Annotated in this window: 24 protein-coding genes; 14 read left to right on the top strand and 10 right to left on the bottom strand. The window is 75.0% G+C overall.

Annotated elements, in window-relative coordinates; genetic code table 11:
• Positions 1-31: 31 nt before the first annotated feature.
• Together ABZW14_RS31910 and ABZW14_RS31905 are read left to right on the top strand one after the other, a co-directional pair.
• Positions 32-475: a DUF5990 family protein gene (locus ABZW14_RS31910; protein ID WP_355354135.1), complete on the top strand. Its 444-nt coding sequence runs from the start codon at positions 32-34 to the stop codon at positions 473-475.
• Positions 476-558: 83 nt separating this feature from the next.
• Positions 559-951 carry a hypothetical protein gene (locus ABZW14_RS31905; protein ID WP_355354132.1) on the top strand — a complete coding sequence of 131 codons (393 nt, stop codon included), beginning with the start codon at positions 559-561 and terminating at the stop codon, positions 949-951.
• Positions 952-1,060: 109 nt separating this feature from the next.
• Here the strand turns inward: ABZW14_RS31905 and ABZW14_RS31900 are convergent, their stop codons facing one another.
• Positions 1,061-2,218 (bottom strand): acyl-CoA dehydrogenase family protein, encoded by a 1,158-nt coding sequence (locus ABZW14_RS31900; RefSeq protein WP_355354130.1) that lies wholly within the window; start codon positions 2,216-2,218, stop codon positions 1,061-1,063.
• A gap of 228 nt (positions 2,219-2,446) precedes the next feature.
• Between ABZW14_RS31900 and ABZW14_RS31895 the strand changes: the two genes are divergently transcribed.
• From ABZW14_RS31895 to ABZW14_RS31885, 3 genes are read left to right on the top strand one after another with little or no spacing between them, the layout of a single operon-like run.
• Entirely contained in the window at positions 2,447-3,133 is a 687-nt protein-coding gene (locus ABZW14_RS31895; protein WP_355354128.1) for a hypothetical protein, read from the top strand.
• Positions 3,134-3,158: 25 nt separating this feature from the next.
• Positions 3,159-5,255: a histidine kinase gene (locus ABZW14_RS31890; RefSeq protein WP_355354125.1), complete on the top strand. Its 2,097-nt coding sequence runs from the start codon at positions 3,159-3,161 to the stop codon at positions 5,253-5,255.
• Positions 5,252-5,905 carry a response regulator transcription factor gene (locus ABZW14_RS31885; protein ID WP_355354122.1) on the top strand — a complete coding sequence of 218 codons (654 nt, stop codon included), beginning with the start codon at positions 5,252-5,254 and terminating at the stop codon, positions 5,903-5,905. Before ABZW14_RS31890 ends, ABZW14_RS31885 begins: the two co-directional genes overlap by 4 nt.
• On the opposite strand, the gene ABZW14_RS31880 is transcribed toward ABZW14_RS31885, so the two are convergent.
• On the bottom strand, positions 5,896-6,483 hold the full coding sequence (locus ABZW14_RS31880; RefSeq protein ID WP_355354119.1) for a helix-turn-helix domain-containing protein: 588 nt from the start codon (positions 6,481-6,483) through the stop codon (positions 5,896-5,898). The two genes, ABZW14_RS31885 and ABZW14_RS31880, sit on opposite strands and share 10 nt — an antisense overlap.
• A gap of 71 nt (positions 6,484-6,554) precedes the next feature.
• Here ABZW14_RS31880 and ABZW14_RS31875 point away from each other — a divergent pair, with 71 nt between their 5' ends.
• Complete coding sequence (locus tag ABZW14_RS31875) at positions 6,555-7,757, top strand: FAD-dependent monooxygenase (RefSeq protein ID WP_355354116.1); 1,203 nt, start codon at positions 6,555-6,557, stop codon at positions 7,755-7,757.
• A gap of 4 nt (positions 7,758-7,761) precedes the next feature.
• Here ABZW14_RS31875 and ABZW14_RS31870 read toward each other — a convergent pair whose 3' ends face one another.
• A complete protein-coding gene (locus ABZW14_RS31870; RefSeq protein ID WP_355354113.1) occupies positions 7,762-8,289 on the bottom strand; it encodes an SRPBCC family protein in 528 nt (175 codons plus the stop codon).
• A gap of 2 nt (positions 8,290-8,291) precedes the next feature.
• Positions 8,292-8,600 (bottom strand): metalloregulator ArsR/SmtB family transcription factor, encoded by a 309-nt coding sequence (locus tag ABZW14_RS31865; protein WP_355354110.1) that lies wholly within the window; start codon positions 8,598-8,600, stop codon positions 8,292-8,294.
• Positions 8,601-8,687: 87 nt separating this feature from the next.
• On the opposite strand from ABZW14_RS31865, the gene ABZW14_RS31860 reads away from it, so the two are divergent.
• Positions 8,688-9,617, top strand: coding sequence for an LLM class F420-dependent oxidoreductase (locus ABZW14_RS31860; RefSeq protein WP_355354107.1), 930 nt, complete (start codon positions 8,688-8,690; stop codon positions 9,615-9,617).
• Between the two features lie 25 nt (positions 9,618-9,642).
• Here the strand turns inward: ABZW14_RS31860 and ABZW14_RS31855 are convergent, their stop codons facing one another.
• Complete coding sequence (locus tag ABZW14_RS31855; protein ID WP_355354104.1) at positions 9,643-9,855, bottom strand: hypothetical protein; 213 nt, start codon at positions 9,853-9,855, stop codon at positions 9,643-9,645.
• 99 nt (positions 9,856-9,954) lie between these two features.
• On the opposite strand from ABZW14_RS31855, the gene ABZW14_RS31850 reads away from it, so the two are divergent.
• Positions 9,955-10,458 carry a hypothetical protein gene (locus ABZW14_RS31850; protein ID WP_355354101.1) on the top strand — a complete coding sequence of 168 codons (504 nt, stop codon included), beginning with the start codon at positions 9,955-9,957 and terminating at the stop codon, positions 10,456-10,458.
• On the top strand, positions 10,455-11,681 hold the full coding sequence (locus ABZW14_RS31845; RefSeq protein WP_355354098.1) for an FAD-binding protein: 1,227 nt from the start codon (positions 10,455-10,457) through the stop codon (positions 11,679-11,681). Before ABZW14_RS31850 ends, ABZW14_RS31845 begins: the two co-directional genes overlap by 4 nt.
• A gap of 12 nt (positions 11,682-11,693) precedes the next feature.
• On the opposite strand, the gene ABZW14_RS31840 is transcribed toward ABZW14_RS31845, so the two are convergent.
• The 3 genes from ABZW14_RS31840 to ABZW14_RS31830 are packed head-to-tail and all read right to left on the bottom strand — an operon-like array spanning position 11,694 to position 14,525.
• The gene (locus ABZW14_RS31840; protein ID WP_355354095.1) at positions 11,694-12,836 is read right to left on the bottom strand and encodes a site-2 protease family protein; all 1,143 of its coding nucleotides are present in this window, start codon (positions 12,834-12,836) and stop codon (positions 11,694-11,696) included.
• Positions 12,837-12,890: 54 nt separating this feature from the next.
• Positions 12,891-13,742, bottom strand: coding sequence for an alpha/beta fold hydrolase (locus ABZW14_RS31835; protein WP_355354092.1), 852 nt, complete (start codon positions 13,740-13,742; stop codon positions 12,891-12,893).
• A gap of 42 nt (positions 13,743-13,784) precedes the next feature.
• Positions 13,785-14,525 (bottom strand): TetR/AcrR family transcriptional regulator C-terminal domain-containing protein, encoded by a 741-nt coding sequence (locus tag ABZW14_RS31830; RefSeq protein ID WP_355354089.1) that lies wholly within the window; start codon positions 14,523-14,525, stop codon positions 13,785-13,787.
• Positions 14,526-14,635: 110 nt separating this feature from the next.
• On the opposite strand from ABZW14_RS31830, the gene ABZW14_RS31825 reads away from it, so the two are divergent.
• The 5 genes from ABZW14_RS31825 to ABZW14_RS31805 all read left to right on the top strand — a co-directional run bounded on the left by ABZW14_RS31825 (position 14,636) and on the right by ABZW14_RS31805 (position 19,692).
• A complete protein-coding gene (locus ABZW14_RS31825) occupies positions 14,636-16,084 on the top strand; it encodes an MFS transporter (RefSeq protein WP_355354086.1) in 1,449 nt (482 codons plus the stop codon).
• Positions 16,085-16,168: 84 nt separating this feature from the next.
• Positions 16,169-17,059, top strand: coding sequence for an ABC transporter ATP-binding protein (locus ABZW14_RS31820; RefSeq protein ID WP_355354083.1), 891 nt, complete (start codon positions 16,169-16,171; stop codon positions 17,057-17,059).
• A 30-nt stretch (positions 17,060-17,089) separates the two neighbouring features.
• The gene (locus ABZW14_RS31815) at positions 17,090-17,896 is read left to right on the top strand and encodes an ABC transporter permease (RefSeq protein ID WP_355354080.1); all 807 of its coding nucleotides are present in this window, start codon (positions 17,090-17,092) and stop codon (positions 17,894-17,896) included.
• Positions 17,897-17,917: 21 nt separating this feature from the next.
• Positions 17,918-19,072 (top strand): sensor histidine kinase, encoded by a 1,155-nt coding sequence (locus ABZW14_RS31810; protein WP_355354077.1) that lies wholly within the window; start codon positions 17,918-17,920, stop codon positions 19,070-19,072.
• A complete protein-coding gene (locus tag ABZW14_RS31805) occupies positions 19,069-19,692 on the top strand; it encodes a response regulator transcription factor (protein WP_355354074.1) in 624 nt (207 codons plus the stop codon). The genes ABZW14_RS31810 and ABZW14_RS31805 overlap by 4 nt, the downstream gene beginning before the upstream one ends.
• A gap of 6 nt (positions 19,693-19,698) precedes the next feature.
• Here the strand turns inward: ABZW14_RS31805 and ABZW14_RS31800 are convergent, their stop codons facing one another.
• Together ABZW14_RS31800 and ABZW14_RS31795 are read right to left on the bottom strand one after the other, a co-directional pair.
• Positions 19,699-20,613: a L,D-transpeptidase family protein gene (locus ABZW14_RS31800; RefSeq protein ID WP_355354071.1), complete on the bottom strand. Its 915-nt coding sequence runs from the start codon at positions 20,611-20,613 to the stop codon at positions 19,699-19,701.
• Between the two features lie 73 nt (positions 20,614-20,686).
• Positions 20,687-22,135 (bottom strand): alpha-amylase family glycosyl hydrolase, encoded by a 1,449-nt coding sequence (locus tag ABZW14_RS31795; RefSeq protein ID WP_355354068.1) that lies wholly within the window; start codon positions 22,133-22,135, stop codon positions 20,687-20,689.
• Between the last annotated feature and the right edge of the window lie 193 nt (positions 22,136-22,328).

Here is a 22,328-nt window from a genome sequence, read left to right as displayed (position 1 = left end):
ATGCGTCGGTGCCCCGCTCTAGAGTCGGGGAATGCTGATCCGGATCGAGGGCAGCGACCTGCCGGGGCGGCGTGCCGGCGCCGAGGCGGACCTGTTGCGGCTCCGCAACGTGCACGTGGGGATGCAGCGCAGGGCCGAGGTGGTCGACCGGATTCCGGCCGACGCGCAGGAGGCGGCCTGGCGGTGCGAGGCCACCAGCCGTGAGGTGGACGGGCTGCTCGACGTCGGCGGGCCGTGGGTGCACGGGCGACCCGGGGCGCGGTTCCTCTACCTCAGCTGGGGCGCTGTGACGGAGGGCCGCTTCGAGATGTTCCGGCGGGCCAAGCTGATGTTCGGTGACATCCCGACCGGGCTGCTCCGCGCCGCACACGACGGTGCCGGCGTGCTGGTCGGCCGGCTCGGGCTGACCGACGCCGACGGCGGACCGCTCTGCGCCCGGGTCCGTCCGCCACGGATCAGCTGGACCGTGGAGTAAGACGCGGCGACCGGGACGGCGGTGGCCGGTAACCGAGTACGGATGCTCATTCGCTCTGCTGTGCGACGCGGCAGGATCGGGCCGTGACGAAGACGACGCGTACCCTGCTCGGCGGTCTCCTCCTGGCCGCGGCGACGGTCGGCGCCTGGTGGGCCTGGCTGGGCTGGGAGTCGGGCTACACGGTCGACCCGGAGACCGGCGCGGTCAGCGGCCCGTACGCGGTCTGGCAGGTGGCCGGCGCCGTGCTCACCCTGATCGTGATCGCGGCCGTCGGTGGCTGGTTCGCGAGCCCGTGGCTGGTGGCGCCGGTGATGACGGTGGCCTTCACGGCGGCCTGGGCGGCGCGGGCGGCGTCCACGGATGACACCGGGCTCTGGGCGGTGGGGGCGGCGATGGTCGCCATCGGCACGGCCATCGGCGCGACGGTGGTCAGCGGCGGCACCTGCTGGCTGCGCCGGAGGCGGACGACACCGTGATCGGAAGCGGCGGGGCCGGCCGCCGAACCCCCCTCGACGGCCGGCCCCGCCGACGGGCCGGCGCCCCTCGCGCCGGCCGGGCCGGGCCCCACCGGCCCCGCGGCAGAGTTCAGTACGCCAGCGCCACCGGCCGGCCCAGCAGCCGTGCGCCGTTGTTGCCCAGCCAGCCCTCCGCGGCCGCCGCGTGCTGGGCGAACGTGTGGATGTCGCGGAACCGGCGCTGGAGCGGGGACGAGTCGCGGGCCGCGCCGCCGCCGGCCGCCCGGTAGCAGGTGGCCACGGCGTCGATCGCCTGCTCGGTGACCCAGGGCAGCGCCGCGGAGATGGTCGGTTGCAGGGCCGGGATGCGCTCCGGGTCCCGGGCGCAGGCCGTCCACAGCTCGTCGGCGAGGTCGGCGAGGAGCGTCCGGGCGGCGCGCACGTTCAGGTCGGCCCGGCCCAGGTGGATGCGGAAGGAGGGGGAGTCGGCGAGGGGCTGCCGGGCGTAGAGCCGCTGCCGGTCGCCGGCGAGCAGCGCGGTCATGTCGTCCAGCGCGCCCTGCGCGATGCCGACCGCCACCGCGCCCAGGTGCAGCACGAACTGCGCCAGCGGCGCCCTGAACCCGGGCCCGCGCACGCACGGGGTGCCGGTGAACAGGTCGAAGCTCGCCTCCGCCGGGCAGAAGGCCGAGTCGACCACCACGTCGTGGCTGCCCGTGCCGCGCAGGCCCAGCACGTGCCAGGTGTCCACCACGGTCACCCGCTCGGCCGGGAAGAGCATCGAGCGCGTCTCCGGCGGCCCGCCGTCCGTGCCGGGTAGCGGCTGGCCGTCGGCGGTGACCAGGCAGTTGCCGAAGATCCAGTCGGCGTGCCGCGAGCCGCTGGCGAACGACCAGCGCCCGCTGACCTGGAAGCCGCCGTCGGCCAGCTCGGCCCGGCCCTGCGGGGCGAAGGCGCCGGCCACCACGAGGTCGGGGCCGGCGGCGTAGAGCTTGTCGAACCGCTCCCGGGACAGCAGGGCCAGCAGGTGCGGGGTCTCCGCGCCGATCATCACCGTCCAGCCGGTCGAGCCGTCGGCCCGGGCCAGGGTCTCCAGCACCGCCATGCCGGTACGCAGGTCCAGTTCGTACCCGCCGTGGCTGCGGGGCACGAACATCCGGAAGCAGCCCACGGCGCGGAGCCGGTCGAGCAGGTCGGCGGGCAGCTCCCGGGCCCGCTCGATCTCGGCGGCCCGCGTGGTGATCTCGGGCGTCAGCTCGCGTACGGCGGTCAGCAGGTCGTGCGCCATCGGTGGTGGCCTCCCTCGGTATCGGTGTAGCGGATCCACGGTGGGCGGCCCGCCGTCCCGGACGCCAGGGACACCGGCACCGACCGGTCGGGACACCGGCGTGGCCCGGGTACGCCGCCGGAACCGCCCGACCGGTCGGGACACCCCGCCCCATGTGCCCGGGACGCCGGGACGGTGACGCTGCACCGAGCGGCGCTCCGCCGCGCCCCCGTACCCGAAGGAGGAACCATGACCAGCGCCCTGCTCGACGGCACCGCCGTGCCGGCCGCCACCGACCGCCCCCGCCGTGGCTGGGCGGTCGCCGGAGCCGTCGCCGGCCTCACCGGCATCGCCCTCTTCCAGTTCAGCCCGGCGCTGACCGATGTGGACACCGCGCTTCTCGCCGACAACGCCCGCTACGTGGCCGCGATGGACGGCCGCGAGGCGTACCTCTGGGTCTTCCAGGTCCTGGCCGTGCTGGCCGCCGGCTGCCTGGCGGTCTTCGCGGCCGGGTTGCGGCGGCGGCTGGCCGCCCGCGAGCCGGCCGGCGGTCTGCTGCCCGACGTGGCCGCGGCCGGCCTGCTGCTCACCGCGGCGCTGCTGCTCGTCGGGGGCGGGGTGTCCACCGAGCTGTACTGGGACCTGCTGCACGTGGCCGAGACCGACGCCGACACCGTCGCCGCGCTCGCCGCCCTCTACAGCACCTTGCCATGGGTGTGGGCCGGGGCCGGGCTGAGCGCCGGCGCGGTGGCCGTGGCCGGGCTGCGCCGCCGGTCGGTGAGCCGGTGGCTGGCGGTGTTCAGCCTGGTCATGACGCTGCTGGTGGTGGTCACGCAGGCGGTGCCGCTCCAGTATCTGGCGCTGGCCCCGGCGGCGCTCTGGGCGACTGTCGCCGGCTTGACATTCGCGCTGGAGCGGCGGGGTCTCGGCAACTGACCCGGCGGCTGCCAGGATCAGGGCCATGTCCGCCGAGCCGACGCCCGTGCCGTCCCGCGCCGCCGGCGACCGCCGCCACCCGGTCGCCGCCCGGCTGGTCGCCGTCGGCTGCGCGCTGCTGCTCGTCGGTACGGCGGCGTGCTGGGTGGCCGCCCGCCGGCCGTGGGGCCTGTCCCAGCTCTACTTCCTGGTCGACTTCACCGACTGCGCGGTCTACGGCACGGTCGCCTGGCTGGTGCTGCTGCGCCGCGGGCACCCGGTCGCCTGGCTGCTCGCCGTGACCGGGCTGGGCGGCGGGCTGTCCGCGCTGAGCGCGCAGTACGTGGACCTGCTGGCGGTCCGGCCCGACCTGCCCGCCCCGGTGCTGCTCACGTCCGCCCGGGACTGGGCCTGGGCGCCCGGGATGCTGTCGCTCATCACGGTGGTGCCGTGGCTGGTCCGGGAGGGGCGGCCGCCCGTGCCGGCCCGGGTCGCCGTGGCGGCCGGCGCCCTGGCCACCGCCGGGATCACGGTGTCCCACCTGACCTGGCCCGGGCGGCCGGGGCACCCCTCCGGCGCGCCGTTCCCGGTGACCGCGCCGGGCTGGGCCGATCTCGTGGTGGCGGGGGAGCCGTGGCTGTTCCGGGTGGTGCCGCTGCTCGGGCTGGTGGCCGCCGCCGGGGTGCTGCGGCGGTGGCGTACCGGGCCGGCGGGGGAGCGGGTCGGGCTGGGCTGGCTGGCGGTCGGCACGCTGCTGCTCGCCGTGAGCTTCGCGCCGCTCGGTTTCCCCACCGCCTGGGCCCGCGAGGTCCCGGACTGGCTGGCCCCGACCGCGATGCTGGCCTCGCAGGCGTTCTTCCCGGCCGCCGTGCTGGCCGTGGTGCTCCGGCAGCGGCTGTGGGGGATCGAGATCGCGGTCCGCCGCACCCTGGTCTGGTTCCTGCTCACCTTCCTGCTGGTCGCCGCGTACGTCGTCGGGGTGAGCACGCTCGACGGGCTGCTGCCGTCGTCGCCGGCCGTGCCGGGGGTGCTGGTCACCGCGCTGGTGGCGGCCGGCACGCAACCGGCCCGGTCCCGGGTGCAGCGCGGCGTCGACCGGCTCATCCACGGCGAGGCGGTGGAGCCGCTCGGCGTGGTCCGCGGCGTCGGCCGCCGGATCAGCGCCTCGGCCGACCCGGCGGACGTGCTGGACGGGGTGGCGAGCAGCGTGACGGACCTGCTGCGGCTGGGCGCCTGCGCCATCGAGGTCGACGGCCCCGAGCCGTACGCGGCGCACGGCTCCTCCGGCGGTCCGGTCGGCGAACCGCTGGTGCTGCCGCTGCACCGGGGCGGGACCGAGATCGGCCGGCTGGTCGCCTGGGCCCGGGCGGGGGAGCGGCTGGACGGGCGGACCCGGGCGGCACTGCTCGACCTGGTGCCGGTGGTCGCCTCGGCCGCGAGCCTGGCCGCCACCGGCCGGGCGCTGGCCGCCTCCCGGGCCCGGCTCGCAGAGGCGCGCGAGGAGGAGCGGCGCAAGCTGCGCCGCGACCTGCACGACGGGCTGGGCCCGGCGTTGGCCGGGGTGGCGCTGGGCCTTCAGGCGGCCCGTAACCTGCTCACCGTGGATCCCGAGGCGGCCGGCCGGTTGCTGGACCGGTTGCGTGACGAGACCGACCAGCGGGTGGAGCACGTCCGGGACCTGGCGCGCGGGCTGCTGCCGCCGGTGCTGGGTGAGCACGGCCTCGCCCCGGCGCTGCACGAGCTGGCCCAGCGGTACGCCGGTTCCGGGCTGGCCGTGTCGGTGGCGGCCGAGCCGCTGGCGCTGCCGGAGGCGGTGGCCACCGCGATCTACGGGATCGTCTCCGAGGCGGTTCGCAACGCACACCGGCACGCGGGCGCGACGGAGTGCCGGGTGACCGTGCACCGGGACGACGAGGGGCTCACCCTCCGGGTCGAGGACGCCGGCAGCGGCATCGTGCCGGGCACGCCGGCCGGGATCGGGATGCGCTCGATGCGGGAGCGGGCCGAGGGGATCGGCGGGGTCTGCGTGGTGGCGCCGGGCCCGGAGGGCGGCACGACGGTCACCGTCCGGGTGCCGGCCGCGCGGCTGTCCGGGGACGACGCGGCGGACGAGGCCGGGCAGCCGTTCGCGGTGGTCCCGTGACCGGGGAGACGATCCGGGTCGCCGTGGTGGACGACCACCCGGTGTTCCGGCTCGGCATGAGCGCGCTGCTGGCCTCGACGGCCGGCCTGGAGGTGGTGGGCGAGGCCGCCGACGCGGACGCCGCGTTGCGGGTCGCCGACCAGCACCGGCCCGATGTGATCATCATGGACCTGCACCTGGGCGGCCGGTCGGGGGTGGCGGCGACCCGGGAGATCGTGGAGCGGCACCCGGGGATCGGGGTGCTGGTGGTGACCATGCTGGACGACGACGACTGGGTCTTCGCGGCGCTGCGCGCCGGAGCCCGGGGCTACCTGCTCAAGGGCGCCGCCCCGGCCGAGGTGGAGCGGGCGGTCCGGGCGGTGGCCAACGGCGAGGTGCTGCTCGGCCCGGTCGTCGCCAGCCGGGCGGTGAGCTACCTGTCCGGTGCGCGCGGCGCCGGGGCGGCCGCCTTCCCCGAGCTGACCGAGCGGGAGCGCGAGGTGCTTGACCTGGTCGCCCAGGGGCTGAGCAACGTGGTCATCGCCCGGCGGCTGACGCTGAGCCCCAAGACCGTCCGCAACCACCTGTCGAACGTGCTGGCCAAGCTCCAGGTGGCCGACCGCGCCCAGGCCATCGTGCGGGCCCGGGAGGCGGGCCTCGGTCAGCCCTGACCGTCGCCGAACTCGGCGGCGAGGGCCCGCAGCGCCCGGGTCAGTTCCCGCGCCGAGGGCGCCGCCGCCGGGTCGACCAGCCACTGGGCGGCGACGCCGCCGATGAGTGCCTGGTGGAAGGCGCCGAGCGCGAGCGCGGTCGACTCGTCGAGGGCCGGGTCGAGCCGGTGGAAGACCTCGGCCAGCCCGAGCCGGGCCTGGCGGGTGACCCCGGCGAACGCCTCCCGCAGCTCGGGGGCGCGGTCGAGCTGGGCGATCAGCTCGAACTGCACGGCCCAGAGCGGGCGTAGCCGGGCGAACGACTCGATGATCCGCTCCCACGCCGCCTCGAAGCGCTCCTCGGGCGTGGCGTCCGGCCCGGCGTCCTCGGCGAGCGCGCGTTCCAGCTCGGCGCCCCACTCGGCCATGGCCTCCACGAGCGCCTCGTTGAGCAGGGCCTTCGTGGTGCGGAAGTGGTAGCCGATGGCGGCCAGGCTGGTGCCGGCCGCGCCGGCCACGTCCCGGGCCGTGGTGGCCGCGTAGCCCTTCTCGATGAGGCAGCGCTTGGCCCCCGCGAGCAGGTCCTCCCGATTTCCCATGGCGGCAGCCTAGCGGATTCCTTGAACAAGCGTCTTGCACAATTGTCTAAGACGGTTGTACCGTCATCGGCATGACTGATGTGCTGATCTCCGGCGCCGGTGTCGCCGGACCCACGCTCGCCTGGTGGCTGCGCCGCCAGGGCTTCCGGCCGACCGTCGTCGAGCGCGCCCCGGCGCTGCGCGACGGGGGCTACAAGGTGGACGTCCGGGGCGCGGCGCTGACCGTGCTGGACCGGATGGGCCTGCTGGAGGAGGTGCGCCGGCGCGACACCGGGATGCGGCTGGCCCGCTTCGTGGACGCGGGCGGCAGGCAACTGGCCACCATGGACGCCGCCCTGTTCGGCGGCCGTGAGGGCGACGACGTCGAGATGCTGCGCGGCGACCTGGCCCGGCTGCTCGTCGATGCGACCGGCGACGTCGAATACCTCTTCGGCGACTCGATCGCCGCGCTGGACCCGGCCGCCGACGGGGTGGACGTGACCTTCGCCGGGGGTGGGCGCCGCCGCTTCGACCTGGTGATCGGCGCCGACGGGCTGCACTCGGCGGTACGCCGGCTGGCGTTCGGCCCCACCGCGACGCACCTGCGCCCGCTCGGTCACCACATCGCCATCTGCACCGTCCCCGCCGAGTTCGGCGAGGAGCGGGTCGAGCTCATGCACCCGGCGCCGGGCCGGAGCGTCGGGGTCTACCGCACCGCCGGGGCGGCCAACGCCCGGGCGCTGTTCCTCTTCCCCTCGCCCGTCGAGGAGCCCGACCACCGGGACCTGCCCGCCCAGCGGGTCGCGCTGGCCCGGGCGTTCGGCGGGGCCGGCTGGCGGGTGCCCGAACTGCTCGCCGCCGCCGACGCGCCCGACTTCTACTTCGCGCCCATGAGCCAGGTGCGCCTGGACCGCTGGTCGACCGGCCGGATCGGGCTCGTCGGCGACGCCGGCTACGGTCCTTCGCCGGCCTCCGGGCAGGGCACCAGCCTGGGGCTGGTCGGCGCGTACGTGCTGGCCGCCTCGCTGGCCGAGGCCGGTGGGGAGCCGGTGGCCGGTTTCGCCGCGTACGAGCGGCGGATGCGCCCGTTCGTCGAGGCGAACCAGGGGTTGGCCGAGCGGAACCTGGCCGGGATGGTGCTCTCGTCGGCGGCCCGGATCCGGTTCCAGACGGCGATGCTGCGGGTCATGCCGCGCCTGCCCGGCCGGGAGCGGATGATCCGCCGGGTCACCGAGCCGATCCGCCGGGCGGCCGGTGCGATCACCCTGCCGGAGGCGCCGGCCGCCGCGCGCTGAGCGGTCAGTCCGTCAGGCGCTCGTCGTACGCGGCGCGCAGCTCGTCCCAGCCGAACTCCTTGGCCTCGGCGCCCCGGATCGGGCCCACCGGGTCGCCGTCGAGCAGGTGACCGGCGACGTCGAGGCAGAGGTGCCAGCCGGCGGCCATGCCGGCGCCCATCGCGCGGTCGTCGAGGCGGTGCCGCAGGGTCAGCCGGGTGCCGCTGGCCGTGGCGGCCAGCTCCCAGCGCAGCAGCCCGTCGCCCCAGGTGTATTCCAGCAGGGTGGGCGGCTCGGCCCGCCGCACGGTGGCCGCGTCCGGCCAGCGCCGGTCGCCGTCGACCGTGCTCAGGGTGACCGCCCCGGGCGTGCCCAGGTTCCGGTCGGTGACGAAGGGCGCCCACTCGGCGAGGCGGTCCGGCTCGGTGAGTGCCGCCCACACCTTCTCTGGCGCATGCGGCAGGTCACGGACGAAGACCAGGTCCCAGCGGTCGCCGGCCGGCGCCCAGGCGACGTCGGCGAGCGGGCCGGGGCGGAAGCTGTCGCGGTCCATGGTCACTCCTCACTGTCGAGATGGCGTTCCAGGGCGTCGAGGTGGTCCGCCCACATGCGCCGGTACGGGCCGAGCCAGTCGTCCACGGCGCGCAGCGGGCGGACGTCGATCCGGTAGATCCGCTGCTGGGCGGCGGTGCGGCAGCTCACGAGGCCGGCCTCCCGCAGCACCTTCAGGTGCTTGGAGACGGCTGGTTGGCTCATGCCGAGCGCGTCCACGAGGTCGCTGACGCTGCTCTCCGCCCGGCGCAGCCGGTCGAGGATGCGGCGTCGGGTGGGCTCGGCCAGCACGGTGAAGGCATCCCCGGACACCTCCCCAATATGCCTCTAGGCTCATATGCCTGTCAAGGAATACGAGGTGCCGACGCGGCGGACCCGTCCGCTTCCTATGCTCGGGGCATGGAACTGCGGATCTTCACCGAACCCCAGCAGGGCGCCACCTACGACCGGTTGCTCGCCGTGGCACGCCGCGCGGAGGAGACCGGCTTCGGCGCCTTCTTCCGCTCCGACCACTACCTGAAGATGGGCTCGGTGAGCGGCGACCCCGGACCGACCGACGCCTGGACCACCCTCGCCGGGCTGGCCCGCGACACCAAGACGATCCGGCTCGGCACCCTGATGACCGCGGCCACCTTCCGGCTCCCCGGCCCGCTGGCCATCACCGTCGCCCAGGTCGACCAGATGAGCGGCGGCCGGGTCGAGCTCGGCATCGGCACCGGCTGGTTCGCCGAGGAGCACACCGCGTACGGCATCCCCTTCCCGCCGCTCGGCGAGCGGTTCGACCGGCTGGAGGAGCAGCTCGAGGTCATCACCGGGCTCTGGGAGACGCCGGCCGGCGCGACCTTCGACTTCCCCGGCAAGTACTACCCGGTCAGCGACTCCCCGGCGCTGCCCAAGCCGGTCCAGCAGCCGCGCCCGCCGATCCTGCTGGGTGGCACGGGGCCGAAGCGGACGCCCCGCCTCGCCGCCCGGTACGCCGACGAGTTCAACCTGCCGTTCGCCTCGGCCGAGGACACGGCCGGGCAGTTCCAGCGGGTGAAGGACGCCTGCGCCGAGGCCGGGCGCGACCCGGCCACCATGACCTGGTCCAACGCCCTCGTGCTCTGCTGCGGCCGCGACGACGCCGAGGTGAACCGGCGTGCCGCGGCCATCGGCCGGGAGCCCGCCGAGCTGCGCGAGAACGGCGCCGCCGGCACGCCCGCCGAGGTCGTCGACAAGCTCGGCCGGTACGCGGAGGCCGGCAGCGAGCGGGTCTACCTCCAGGTGCTCGACCTGGCCGACCTGGACCACCTGGAGCTGGTCGCCGCCGAGGTGATGCGGCAGCTCTGAGCGGACGGGTGGGCCGGCCGGCGCGTCACCTCGACCCGTGGGCGACGACCGGCCCTCTCCCGGTGCCCCGGGGCGGCGGCCCCGGATGGGGGAGCGGGTCGGGCTCCGGTTCGGGAGCCGGCGGCGGCGCCGGGGCCGTGGCGTACGCCGCCGGCTCCGGCCCCACGCCGGTCGGGTCCATCTCCTCCTCCGACGGGTGCACGTCACCACGGAGGGTCGGGTCGCGGTAGCTGCTCATGCCCACGGGGTTCCCCACTCGACGGCCGGGCAACCACGCCTTGCGCGGTTGACGGATGATGCACCCGGACACCGGCGACGGGAACCGGGGGGAACGGACATGGAGCTGCATCGCAACCGGGGGGTGCTGCCGCTGGCCCTCGTCTGCGTGGCGGGCGGGGTGATGGTGCTCGCCGTCGCCGGTGACGGGCCGGTGCTGCGGATGCTGGTCGCCCTGGGCATCGTGGCGATCGGCGTCAAGGTGCTGGTCGGCGCGCTGCGGCCGTTCCGCTGTGTGCTCGGCCCGGACGGCCTGGAGGTACGCCGGCCCGGCCTGCGCGGGACGTACCGCTGGGAGCAGTTCGTGGCGCTCGCCCTCGACGACGCCGGCCGGCTGGTGGGCGTGCCCGCCGCCGGGCTGCCGCCGGGCCCGCCGCTCACCGCCCGGCATCCGCGGGACGGCCGCCCCGCCGTCGAACTGCTCGACCTCCGGCAGGTGCGGGAGAGCCCCGACGAGGTGACGGCGGCGCTGGCCCGCTTCGCGGGCGACCGGTTCACCGACGCCCGCACCCGCCCGGCCGGCGGGGACGAGGAGGCCGGCACCGGCCGGGAGGCGGCGGCATGACCGGCACCAACTGGGCGGGCAACGTCACGTGGTCGGCCCGCGCCCGGCACGAGCCCGCCACCCTCGACGAGCTGCGCCGGCTCGTGGCCGGCGCGGACCGGGTCCGGGCGGTGGGCACCGGGCACTCGTTCAACCGGATCGGGGACACCGCAGGCGAGCAGGTCTCGGTGGCCGGGCTCCCGCCGACCGTCGCGCTCGACCGCGACCGGAGCACCGTCACGGTCGCCGCCGGGCTCCGCTACGGCGACCTGGCCACCGCGCTGCACGCCGAGGGGTACGCGGTGGCGAACCTCGCCTCCCTGCCGCACATCTCGGTGGCCGGGGCGGTCGCCACCGCCACCCACGGCTCCGGACCGGCCCACGGCAACCTGGCCACCGCCGTGGCCGCGCTGGAACTGGTCACCGCCGACGGTGACCTGCTCACGGTGGACCGCGCCGACCCCCGGTTCGCCGGGATGGTGGTCCACCTCGGCGCGCTGGGCGTGGTCACCCGGCTCACCCTCGACGTGGTGCCCGCCTTCGAGGTGCGGCAGTACGTCCGGCTCGGCCTGCCCCGCGCGGCACTCGACGCCGCCCTCGACGCCGCCTACAGCGTGAGCGTCTTCACCCGCTGGCGGTCGCCCCGGTTCGACCAGGTGTGGCTCAAGCAGCGGGCCGACCAGCCGCCACCCGCGGCGGACTGGCTGGACACCCGGGCCGCCGACACGCCCCGACACCCGGTGCCCGGGATGCCGGCGGAGAACTGCACGGTCCAGCTCGGCGCGCCCGGGCCGTGGCACGAGCGGCTGCCGCACTTCCGGCTCGGCTTCACCCCGAGCAGCGGCGACGAACTCCAGTCCGAGTGGCACCTGGCCCGCGCCGACGGCGCCGCGGCGCTGGCCGCGCTCGACCCGGCCGCCGAGCGGATCGCCGCCGTGCTCCAGGTGTGCGAGCTGCGCACGGTGGCCGCCGACAGGCTGTGGCTCAGCCCGAACCACGAGCGGGACAGCCTGGCCGTCCACTTCACCTGGCTCGGCGATCCGGCCGCCGTGGCGCCGGTGCTGGCCGAGGTGGAGGAGCGGCTCGCCCCGTTCGCCCCGCGCCCGCACTGGGGCAAGCTCTTCGACCGCGACCCGGCCGCCGCGTACCCGCGCCACGACGACTTCCGCGCCCTGCTGCGCGAGTTCGACCCGGCCGGCAAGTTCCGCACCGCGGCCCTGGACCGTTACTTCCCGCGGTCCTGATCGGCCCGCCGGCTAGGAACGGCCGGCCGTCATCTGCTCGCGCAGGTGGCCCCGCTGCACGGCGCGGCTGATGTCGCTGGGCGAGACGATCCCGACCAGCCGCTGGTCGGTCACCACGAGCGCCCGGCCGTCGGCGCACTCGCTGAGCCGGGGGAGCAGGTCGGTGAGCTGCTCGTCCGGGTTGGCGAGCACCAGCTCGCCGGCGCGGCAGGAGACCTCGGCCAGGGTGGTCGAGGGCCGCCGGTCGGCCGGGATGCCGCGGACCCGGTCGAGGGTGACCAGGCCGACCGGCCGCCCGTCCTCGGTCAGCGGCAGCGCCGAGTGCCGGTACGCGAAGAGGTAGTGGTCGACGAAGTCCGCGACGGTCATCTCCCCGGAGGCGGTCTGCGGCTGCGGGGTCATCACGTCCGCGACCCGGATGCCGCGCAGCGCGCTGCCCATCCGGGCCTGGCGCTCCTCCATGCCGGCCGCGCCGATCAGGAACCAGCCGATGAGCGCCAGCCAGAGCCCGCTCGGCCCGCGGCCGACCAGGAACTGCCAGAGCCCCAGCCCGATCAGCAGCGCGCCGAGGACCCAGCCGGCCCGGGCCGCCACCACGGACGCCTTCGTCCGGTCGCCGGTGGCCTTCCACACGGCGGCCCGCAGCAGCCGGCCACCGTCCAGCGGCGCGGCCGGCAGGACGTTGAAGACCGCCAGCAGCACGTTGATGCCGGCCAGCCAGGACAGCGAGCCGAGCAGCAGGCCGTGCGTGCCGGTCACGGCGAGCAGCACCGCGATCGCCGCGAAGAAGAGCCCGATGATCAGGCTGACCAGCGGCCCGACCCCGGCGATGCGCAGCTCCGCGCCCGGGTCGCGGGCCTCGCCCTTCAGCTCGGACACGCCGCCGAAGAGCCAGAGCGTGATCCCCGCGACCTCGATGCCGTTGCGCTTGGCGATCACCGCGTGGGCGACCTCGTGCGCGAGCAGGCCGAGGAAGAAGACCACCGCGGCGGCCAGCCCCGCGGCCCAGTACGCCACGGTCGAGTGGCCCGGGTACGCGCGGGGGAACTGACTGGCGGACAGCGCCCATGCGATCAGCAGGAAGATGACCAGGACGCTCCAGTTGACCCCGACGGGTACGCCCGCGATCCGGCCAAGCCGGAAGCTCGCCCTCATGGCCCCGTCATACCCGTCGTGGGCGGAGCCACACCAGGACGGCGTGGGGCCGGGTCACGGGCGGCGGGGGGCCGTGCTGACCACGGTCGGCGAGAACTCGTTGGCGGCCTCCACGGCCCACTCCAGCGCGAAGTCGGCCTCCTCCTCCCAGCCCGGCTCGCCGCCCACGAAGTGCGACCGCCCCGGGAACTCCCGGTAGCTGGTGATGGCCGTCGAGCCCCGGTAGAGGTTGGCCGCGGCGGACGCCAGTGACGGCGGCACCACGTGGTCCTCGCCTCCGGTGGTCACGAGCAGCGGCGCCCGGTCGGACCGCGTGGTGTCGGCCGCGATGGCCGAGTTCGGGTCCAGGTTGGCGAACGCCCCCTCGAAGAAGACGTGGCCGGCGGCGGGGACCGCGTACCGCTCCCAGGCGGCGTCGGAGGCCTCCGGGCTGATCGTGTTGCCGAAGGTGTACCGGAAGTCCTCGCGGGTGAACGGCACCGCGCGGTGCCGGTTCGCCGGGTTGCGCAGGATGGGGAACCCGGAGCGCAGGGTGCTGAGCGGTAGCTTCAGCACACCCTTGACGGCCACCGGGTGCAGGCCGACGACGGCGGCCCCGAGGCCGCGGTCCATGAGCAGTTGGGCGATGAGGCCGCCGAACGAGTGCCCCATGATGATCGGCGGCCGGGGCAGGCCCCGGATGATCTCCGCGTAGTGGTCCACGATGGGGGTGATCCGCTGCGCGGCGATCGGCGTCGGGTCCTCCCGGAGCCGCTCGACGTCCTGGTCCATCCCGGGCCAGGCGGGGGTGAGCACCTTGAACCCGCGCGCCGTGTAGCGGTCGACCCAGTGTTCCCAGCTGCGTGATGTCATCCACAGCCCGTGGATGAGCACGATGGTGTCGACCCGTGCCGTCGGTGTGCTCACGCCCTGACCTCCCGGTGCCGCGACGACTGACGTCGGCGCTGGTTACCCGGCCCGGCCGCGCTCACTCCCGGCGGGGACGTGCGTGGCGACGCCCCGGATCAGCAGGTCGACACCGAACAGGAAGCGCTCGTCGCCACCGCCCTCCATGAGGTCGTCCAGGTGCGTCGTGATGTTCGGGTACGTCCGGGCCGGCAGGTTCCCGTAGTAGGTGCGCAACTGCTGGTACAGCCCGGCCCACCAGGTCTCCCGGTCCTGCCCGGAGGCGCGGACCTTCTCGGCGTACAGGGCGCCCTCGTAGGCGTCGCCGGCGATGTAGAGGAAGAGCCGGTCGAGGAACCAGGCCGCCGGCCGGGGCGGCACCCCGCCGGCCAGCAGGATGGCGAGCATGCCCTCGGTGACCCGCAGCGCGTTGGGGCCGGTCGGGATGGTGGCGAGGGACGCGAGCGCCAGGTTGGTGTGGGTGGCGTAGACCCGGTACGCCTGGAGGGCCACCTCGCGGATCTGTTCGGTCCACCGCGCGGGCTCCGGGTCGGGCACCACGATCTCGGCGCTGGCCCGGTCGACCAGCAGTTCGAGCAGTTCCTCCTTGCCGGAGACGTGGGCGTAGAGCGAGGCGGGGCCGGTGCCCAGCTCCTGGGCCACCCGCCGCATGCTCAGCGCGCCGAGGCCCTCCCGGTTGATCAGGGCGAGGGCGGCGTCGACCACGGCCTGCTGGCTCAGCGGCCGGCGGGCCGACCGGCTGCGCGGCCGGGTGCGCCAGGGGGGCGCGGGGGTTTCGCTCACGGACGACCTCCGGATCGGGTGGACTCGAACATCGTACTTGTCGCGAACGCTGTTCGTTGATAGAACGGTGTTCGTTAACGAACGCTGTTCGCTTCCGATCGGGGGCCCCCATGACCACCGAACTCACCGCGCCGCAGCCCGCGGCGCCACCGGCCGCCGGCCATCGCTGGCGCTGGATCGCCCTCGCGGTGATCCTCGCCGCCGAGGTGATGGACCTGCTCGACGTGCTGGTCACCAACCTCGCCGGTCCGGCGATCCGGGCCGACCTCGGTGGCTCGCCCACCGTCATCCAGTGGATCGGCGCCGCATACACCCTCGCCATGGCCGTCGGCCTGGTCACCGGCGGCCGCCTCGGCGACCTCTATGGCCGGCGCCGGATGTTCCTGGTCGGCGTGCTCGGCTTCACCGCCGCCTCGGCCGCCTGTGCGCTCGCCGGCGGTCCCGGCACCCTGATCGCCGCCCGGGCGGCGCAGGGCCTGCTCGGCGCACTCCTCCTCCCGCAGGGGCTCGGACTCATCAAGGAGATGTTCCCGCCGGAGCAGCTCGCCGCCGCCTTCGGCGCGTTCGGCCCGGTGATGGGGATCTCCGCCGTCGGCGGACCGATCCTGGCGGGCTGGCTGGTCGACGCCGACCTCGGCGGCACCGGGTGGCGCGCCATCTTCCTGATCAACGTCCCGCTCGGCCTGCTCGCCGCCCTCGGGGCGGCCCGCTTCCTGCCGGCCTCGCGCCCCGGCCACGCCAGCCGGCTCGACCTGCCCGGCGTGGCGCTCCTCTCGATCGCGGTGTTCCTGCTGGTCCACCCGCTGGTGCAGGGCCGCGAGCTGGGCTGGCCGGCATGGAGCTTCGGGATGCTGGCCGGCGCGGTCGTCGTGCTGGCGGTCTTCGCGCGCTACGAGCAGCGCCGGCAGCGGGCCGGCCGCGACCCGCTGGTGGTGCCCGCCCTGTTCCGCCGCCGCGCCTTCACCGGCGGGCTGGTCGCGGGCCTGGCCTTCTTCACCGCGCTGGCCGGCTTCTCGCTGGTGTTCAGCCTCTACCTCCAGCTCGGGCTCGGCTGGTCGCCGCTGCGTGCCGGGCTGGCCGGGGTGCCCCAGGCGCTCGGCATGGTCGCCGCCTTCGTGCTGGCCGGCGCCGGCCTGGCCCAGCGGCTCGGCCGGCGGCTCATCCACCTGGGACTCGCGGTGGTGCTGGCCGGCGTCACCGGGATGCTGCTCACCCTCACGGTGGCCGGCGCCGACGTCACCCCGTGGCGGATGACGCCCGCACTGCTGGCGGTCGGCTTCGGCATGGGCCTCGTGATGGCGCCCTTCTTCGACATCGTGCTGTCCGGAGTCGAGGAGGCGGAGACCGGCTCGGCGTCCGGCACGCTCACCGCCGTGCAGCAGCTCGGCGGCGCGCTCGGCGTGGCGCTGCTCGGCACGGTCTTCTTCGACGGGCTGACCGAGTCGGTGTCGCACGCCGTGCGGGTCACCCTGCTGGCCGAGCTGGGCCTGCTGCTGGTCACCGTGGCCGGCGCGTTCCTGCTGCCGCGCCGGGCCCGGGAGGGTGCCGGCGGGCACTGACCGCCGGCCTCCTGACAAATGTCATGGTCGGAAGATGACGCCTGCTCCGGGGACCGGACCGCCGGGCCCCGGAGCATCGTTGCCATGACCGACACTGCACCGGCCGTCGAGCTGGCCGGACTCACCAAGACCTTCGGCCCGGTGACCGCCGTCGACGGGCTCAGCCTGCGGATCGAACCGGGCGAGGTGGTGGCCTTCCTCGGCCCCAACGGCGCCGGCAAGACCACCACCGTGGACATGCTGCTCGGGCTGGCCCGCCCGGACGCCGGCAGCGTCCGGGTCTTCGGCGGCACGCCCGCCGACGCCGTCCGGCTCGGCCGGGTCGCCGCCGTGATGCAGACCGGCGGCCTGCTCAAGGACCTCACCGTCGCCGAGACGGTACGGATGACCGCGCACTTCTACGGCCAGTCCCGGCCGGTCGCCGAAGTGCTGGAGCGGGCCGGCATCGCCGACATCGGCGACCGCCCGGTGGGCAAGTGCTCCGGCGGCCAGCAGCAGCGGCTGCGTTTCGCCCTGGCGCTGCTGCCCGACCCCGACCTCATGGTGCTCGACGAGCCGACCACCGGGATGGACGTCGAGGGGCGGCGGGACTTCTGGCAGGCCATCCGGGCCGACGCCCGCTCCGGCCGGACCGTCCTGTTCGCCACCCACTACCTGGACGAGGCGGACGCGTACGCGGACCGGATCGTGCTGGTCCGCCAGGGCCGGGTGGTCGCCGACGGCACCACCGCCGAGATCAAGAACCTGGCCGCGGGCCGGGTGGTGCGGGCCACCCTGCCGGGCGCCGACCAGGCGGTGCTCGCGGCACTGCCCGGCGTGCAGTCGGTCGAGGTGCGCGGCGACGCCGTGCTCGTGCACACCGAGGACTCCGACGTCGTGGCCCGGCACCTGCTGACCCGGACCGACGCCCGCGACCTGGAGATCACCTCGCGCAACCTCGAGGACGCCTTCCTCGCCCTGACCACCGCCGCCTGACGCCGACCGAGACCGACTCCGGAGCCTGAGATGACCGTCACCACCTCGTCCGCCACCACCTCGACCGACCGGGCCGGGAACCGCCGGCCCCCGGCCCTGGGCGGCTTCTCCGCCCCCGTGCTCGGCATCGAGATCCGCCGGGTGCTGCGCAACCGCCGCACGCTGATCTTCATCCTGGTCATGCCGGCGGTGTTCTTCCTGCTGTTCGGCCTGCCGCAGCGCGGGCAGAACCTGGACAACGGCCTACCGGTCACCGGCTGGATCATGATCAGCCTGGCCGTCTACGCGGCCATGGTCGCCACCACCAGCGCCGGCGCGGCGGTCGCCACCGAGCGGGCGCTGGGCTGGAGCCGGCAGTTGCGGCTCACCCCGCTGCGCCCGGCCGCGTACGTGGCCACGAAGGTGGCCACCGCCATGGTGCTCGGCCTGCTGGGCGTGCTGGTCGAGTTCGCCGTGGGCGCCGCCTCCGGGGTGCGGTTGCCGGCACACGTCTGGGTGGAGTCCGGCCTGACCGCCTGGATCGGCTCGCTCGTCTTCGCCGCCCTGGGCCTCTTCGTCGGCTACCTGGCCCCGGCCGAGAACGTCATGCAGTTCATGGGCCCGGCGCTGGCCATCCTGGCCATGCTCGGCGGCCTGTTCGTCCCGCTCGACATCCTGCCCCACGCCATGCAGCAGATCGCCAAGTTCACCCCGGTGTACGGCGTCGGCCAGCTCGCCCGCTCGCCGCTGACCGGGGCCGGGATGGACTGGGCGGCCGTCGGCAACGTGGCCGCCTGGACCGCCTTCTTCGGGCTCGGCGCGGCCCGGCTGTTCCGCCGCGACACCACCCGCGTCTGACGCGACGCCGCGGAGGTTAGCGTGTTCACCGTGGGCCTGCCGCGCCAGCCGAGCCAGCCGATGAGCCGCCGTTGGCGGATCACCGGCTGGCTCCTGGCCGCGGTCTGGCTCTTCTTCCTCAACATCCCGCTGCTCACCGCACTGCACCAACCCGAGGTGTGGCGCCGGGTGCTGGGCGCGGTCACCCTCGTCGCCTTCGGCGTGCTCTACGTCTGGGTGTTCGAGTGGGCGCGCGGCCGGCGGCAGGCGCACCGGAACATCCCGCGCGGTCGGGCGTGGACGGCCCTGGCGGCGCTGCTTGGGCTCGGCCTCGCCGGCATCCCGGGCACCGAGGGGGACTGGCTGACCACACTGGTCTTCGTGGCGGCCGCGGCGGTGTTCCTGCTGCCGATCTGGGAGTCCCTGCTGGTGGTCGTGCTGGCCGCGCTGACCCCGCCGGTCACGGCGGCGCTGGTGCCCGGCTGGGCGGCCGAGGGGACCGTGGTCTTCGCCGTCGTGCTCGCCTCGTTCGCCATGTTCGGGGTGAGCCGGCTGGCCCAGCGCAACGCCGACCTCCAGGCGGCGCAGCAGGAGATCGGCCGGCTCGCGGTGGCCGAGGAGCGGGCCCGCACCGCACGGGACCTGCATGACATCCTCGGGCACTCGCTGACCGTGGTGGCGGTCAAGGCGGAGCTGGCGGGGCGGCTGCTGGAGCTGGACCCGGCCCGGGCGGCCACCGAGGTCGCCGACATCGAGCGGCTGGCCCGGCAGGCGCTGGCCGACGTGCGGGGCACCGTCGGGGCGTACCGCGGGGTGAACCTGGCGACGGAGCTGGCCGGCGCGCGCTCGGCGCTGGCCGCCGCGGGCATCGTCGCGGTCCTGCCGGAGACGGTGCCGTCGTTGCCCGCGGAACGGGACCAGCTGTTCGGCTGGACGGTCCGCGAGGGGGTGACCAACGTGGTCCGGCACAGCGGCGCCCGGCGCTGCGAGATCCGGATCGACCCGGCGGCCGTGGAGATCCGCGACGACGGCCGGGGGCCGGCCGGCGACCCGGACGCGGCAGGCCACGGCCTGGTCGGGCTCCGCGAGCGGGCCCGGCGGCTGGACGCGACCGTCACCCTCGGGCGCCCGAGCGGCGGTCGTGGCTTCCTGCTCCGGGTGACCCTGCCCGACACCGAACGGGGGACGACCGGATGACCGAGCCGATCCGGCTGCTGCTCGCCGACGACCAGGCGCTGGTCCGGGGCGCGCTCGCCGCGCTGCTGTCGCTGGAGCCGGACCTGACCGTCGTGGCCGAGGTGGGGCGGGGCGACGAGGTGGTGCCAGAGGCGCTGCGCACCCGGCCCGACGTGGCGCTGCTCGACGTGGAGATGCCCGGCCTCGACGGGGTCGCGGCGGCCGCGGCGCTGCGGGCCGCGCTGCCCGGCTGCCGCGTGCTGGTGGTGACCACCTTCGGCCGCCCCGGCTACCTGCGGCGGGCCATGGAGGCGGGCGCCAACGGCTTCGTGGTCAAGGACACCCCGGCCCGGCAGCTCGCCGACGCGGTCCGCCGGGTGCACGCCGGGCTGCGGGTGGTCGACCCGACGCTCGCCGCGGAGACCCTGGCCACCGGGTCGAGCCCGCTCACCGAGCGGGAGACCGAGGTGCTTCGTACGGCCCGGGGCGGCGGGACGGTGGCGGAGCTGGCGGCGACGCTGCACCTCTCCGAGGGGACGGTGCGCAACCACCTGTCCGCGGCGATCGGCAAGACCGGCGCCCGCAACCGGGCCGACGCGGTGCGGGTAGCCGAGGAGAACGGCTGGCTGCTCGGCGACTGAGCCCGCTCAGGCGGTGGCCGGCGGGGCGGGGAGCTGGTCCACGACCACGACCGCGGTGCCGGGACGCAGCTCGGCGAGGAGCTGCCGCTGCCCGCTGCGGGTGAGCCGGATGCAGCCGTTGGTGACGTTCTTCCCGAGCGTGTCGTCGGTGTACCAGCTGTGCAGTCCGATGTGGGCGCCGCGCAGGCCGGTCGGCACCGCGTCCGGGTCGTCGGGGATCGCGCCCAGGGCGAAGATGTCCACGCCGCCGTAGACGCCCTGCGGGGGAGGGGTGCGGCCCAGCACGAAGGTGCGGCCGAGCGGCGTCGACTGGCCGGGCGCGCCGAGGCTTACCTCCCAGGAGCGCACGGCCTGGCCGTCCCGGTACCAGGTGAGCCGGTGCGGGCGGCGTTCCACCACGATCTGGTCGGGCAGGGCGACGGTGTTCCAGCCGCCGGCCGGCAGCCAGGCGATGCGCCGGTTGGCCGAGGGCAGCAAGACGGCGGTCCAGCCCACCCGCCGCTCGACGATCGGCACGGTCAGCTCGACGCCGCTGATGGTGGGGGCGAGGAAGGCCAGCGGCCGGCCGCCCGGCGCGTCGTACGCGGCCACCTCCCGGATGGGCGTGAGCCCCTCGGCCAGCGGCCGGATGTCGGCCGTACCGGGGTCGGCGGGGAAGCCACCGGGCGCCGGGTCGTAGGTGACCACCGGCAGGTCGTCCGGGGCGGGTGCGGCGGCCGGCACGGACTCCGCGGGGGACGGGACCGCCTCCTCGGGGGCGGGCGGCAGCGCTGCGGTGGGCGCGCCGCCGACCGGCGCCGGGGCCGGACCGCCGGTGAGGGCCCGCCCGACCAGCAGCGCGGCGACCAGGAGCCCCGGTACGCCGACGGCGGCGAGCAGCCAGCCGAACGCCCCACGTGCGAACAATCGGTCAAACAGCACGATCGACACTGTAATCGGGCGTACGGCCCCCGGGCCGCGGAACGGCGGCGCCGGGGGCCGGTGTCGTCCCTGGTCAGGGCAGCTTCGCGTCGATGTGGATGGCGATCGCGTCGTGCGCGTTGACGGTCGCGGGGAACCAGCCGTTGGCGTCCACGGTGATCACCGGACCGCTGCACGAACCGTTGCTGAAGTCGCCGTGGACGACGTCGCAGTAGCGGCCGGCCGGCAGGCCGGTGTAGTAGGAGCGGCCGGTGACGGCGAAGTCCTCGTCGTTGATGGTGAGGTAGCCCTTGCCGGCCCGGCTGAACGCGATGTGCTGCCAGCCGTTGTCGTACCAGTTGGCCACGCCGGCGCCCTGCGTGGCGTTGGCGAAGCCGACCATGTTGGCGATCACCCGCCAGCGGTGCTCGCACTCCCAGCCCGAATAGCAGGTGGTGTTCGACGTCTTGTTGCTCGCGTCCGAGGGCGGCCCCTGGTCCTTGTTGCTGAAGGTGTAGCTCGACATCACCGCCGGGGTGCCGTACGGCCAGGCCAGCATGAAGGCGTTCGCGAGGGCGTACTCGCCGCGGTCGCGGTAGGTCAGCACGCCGCCGTCGCGCTGGGTGTCGTGGTTGTCGGTGAAGACCACCGCGGAGCCGCCGGGCAGGTAGCCCCAGGACTCGCCGAAGTTCCGCAGGTACGCCAGCCGCTCGCTGTTGAACATCCGGGCCAGGTCCTTGCCGTAGCGGAACTCGTGCACGTCGCCGTTGCCGGTGTACTCGGTCGGCTGGATCGGCTCACCGGCGCCGTAGATGACCTCCTGCACCAGGTACGCCGACCGGGACAGCTTGCCTTTGATCGCGGCGATGTCCGCGGCCGGCATGTGCTTGCTGGCGTCCAGCCGGAATCCGTCGACGCCGAGCGAGAGCAGGTCGTTGAGGTACGTGGCGAGCCGGGTGCGCACGTAGTCCGACTCGGTCTTCAGGTCGGCGAGGTTTACCAGTTCGCAGTTCTGCACCTCGTACCGGTCGCCGTAGTTGGCGATGTCGTTGTTGCCGTTGCGGCCGCAGTAGTGGAAATCCTGGCTGGAGTAGGTGCCCGGGTAGTCGTAGTGGCCGAAGGTGCTGCCGGCCCACCCGGTGCCGCCGTTGTCCTGGCCGGACATGTGGTTGACCACCGCGTCGACGATCACCTTCACGCCGGCGTTGTGGCAGGTGTTCACCATCGCCTGGAACTGGGCGCGGGTGCCCTTTCGGGACTCGATCCGGTAGCTGACCGGCTGGTAGGCCACCCACCACTGGTTGCCCCGGACGTGCTCCTGCGGCGGGGAAACCTGGACGTAGCCGTAGCCCTTCGGGCCGAGGGTGCTCGTGCACTCGCTGGCCACCGAGGTCCAGTTCCACTCGAAGAGCTGGACGATGACCTTCTTGCTGCCGGGGGTGGCCGCGGCGGCCGGGGGAGCCGCCACGGTGGTCGGGACGAGCAGGCCGGCGGCCAGGCCCAGGACGAGGGCGGCGGCCGCACGGCATCGACGTCGATGCATCGGGACTCCTGCGGGGGTGTGCGGTGCGGGGGAGGCTTCAGTGCCGAGTTCTTGCAAGCCGGCCTGAAATTTTCGGCAAGGTTACAAGCGTGTTGCAAGGAATGTCAACGCATGGACATATGTCGTTGCGTCTGGCGCTACACGCGCCCGGGGCCGGGACGGTTCGACGGACCGGCCGAGAAATTCGCCACCG

It is taken from the genome of Micromonospora sp. NPDC004551 (genome assembly GCF_040609975.1).
Taxonomy (GTDB): Bacteria; Actinomycetota; Actinomycetes; order Mycobacteriales; family Micromonosporaceae; genus Micromonospora.
This window is presented reverse-complemented; position numbering and strand designations above follow the sequence as displayed.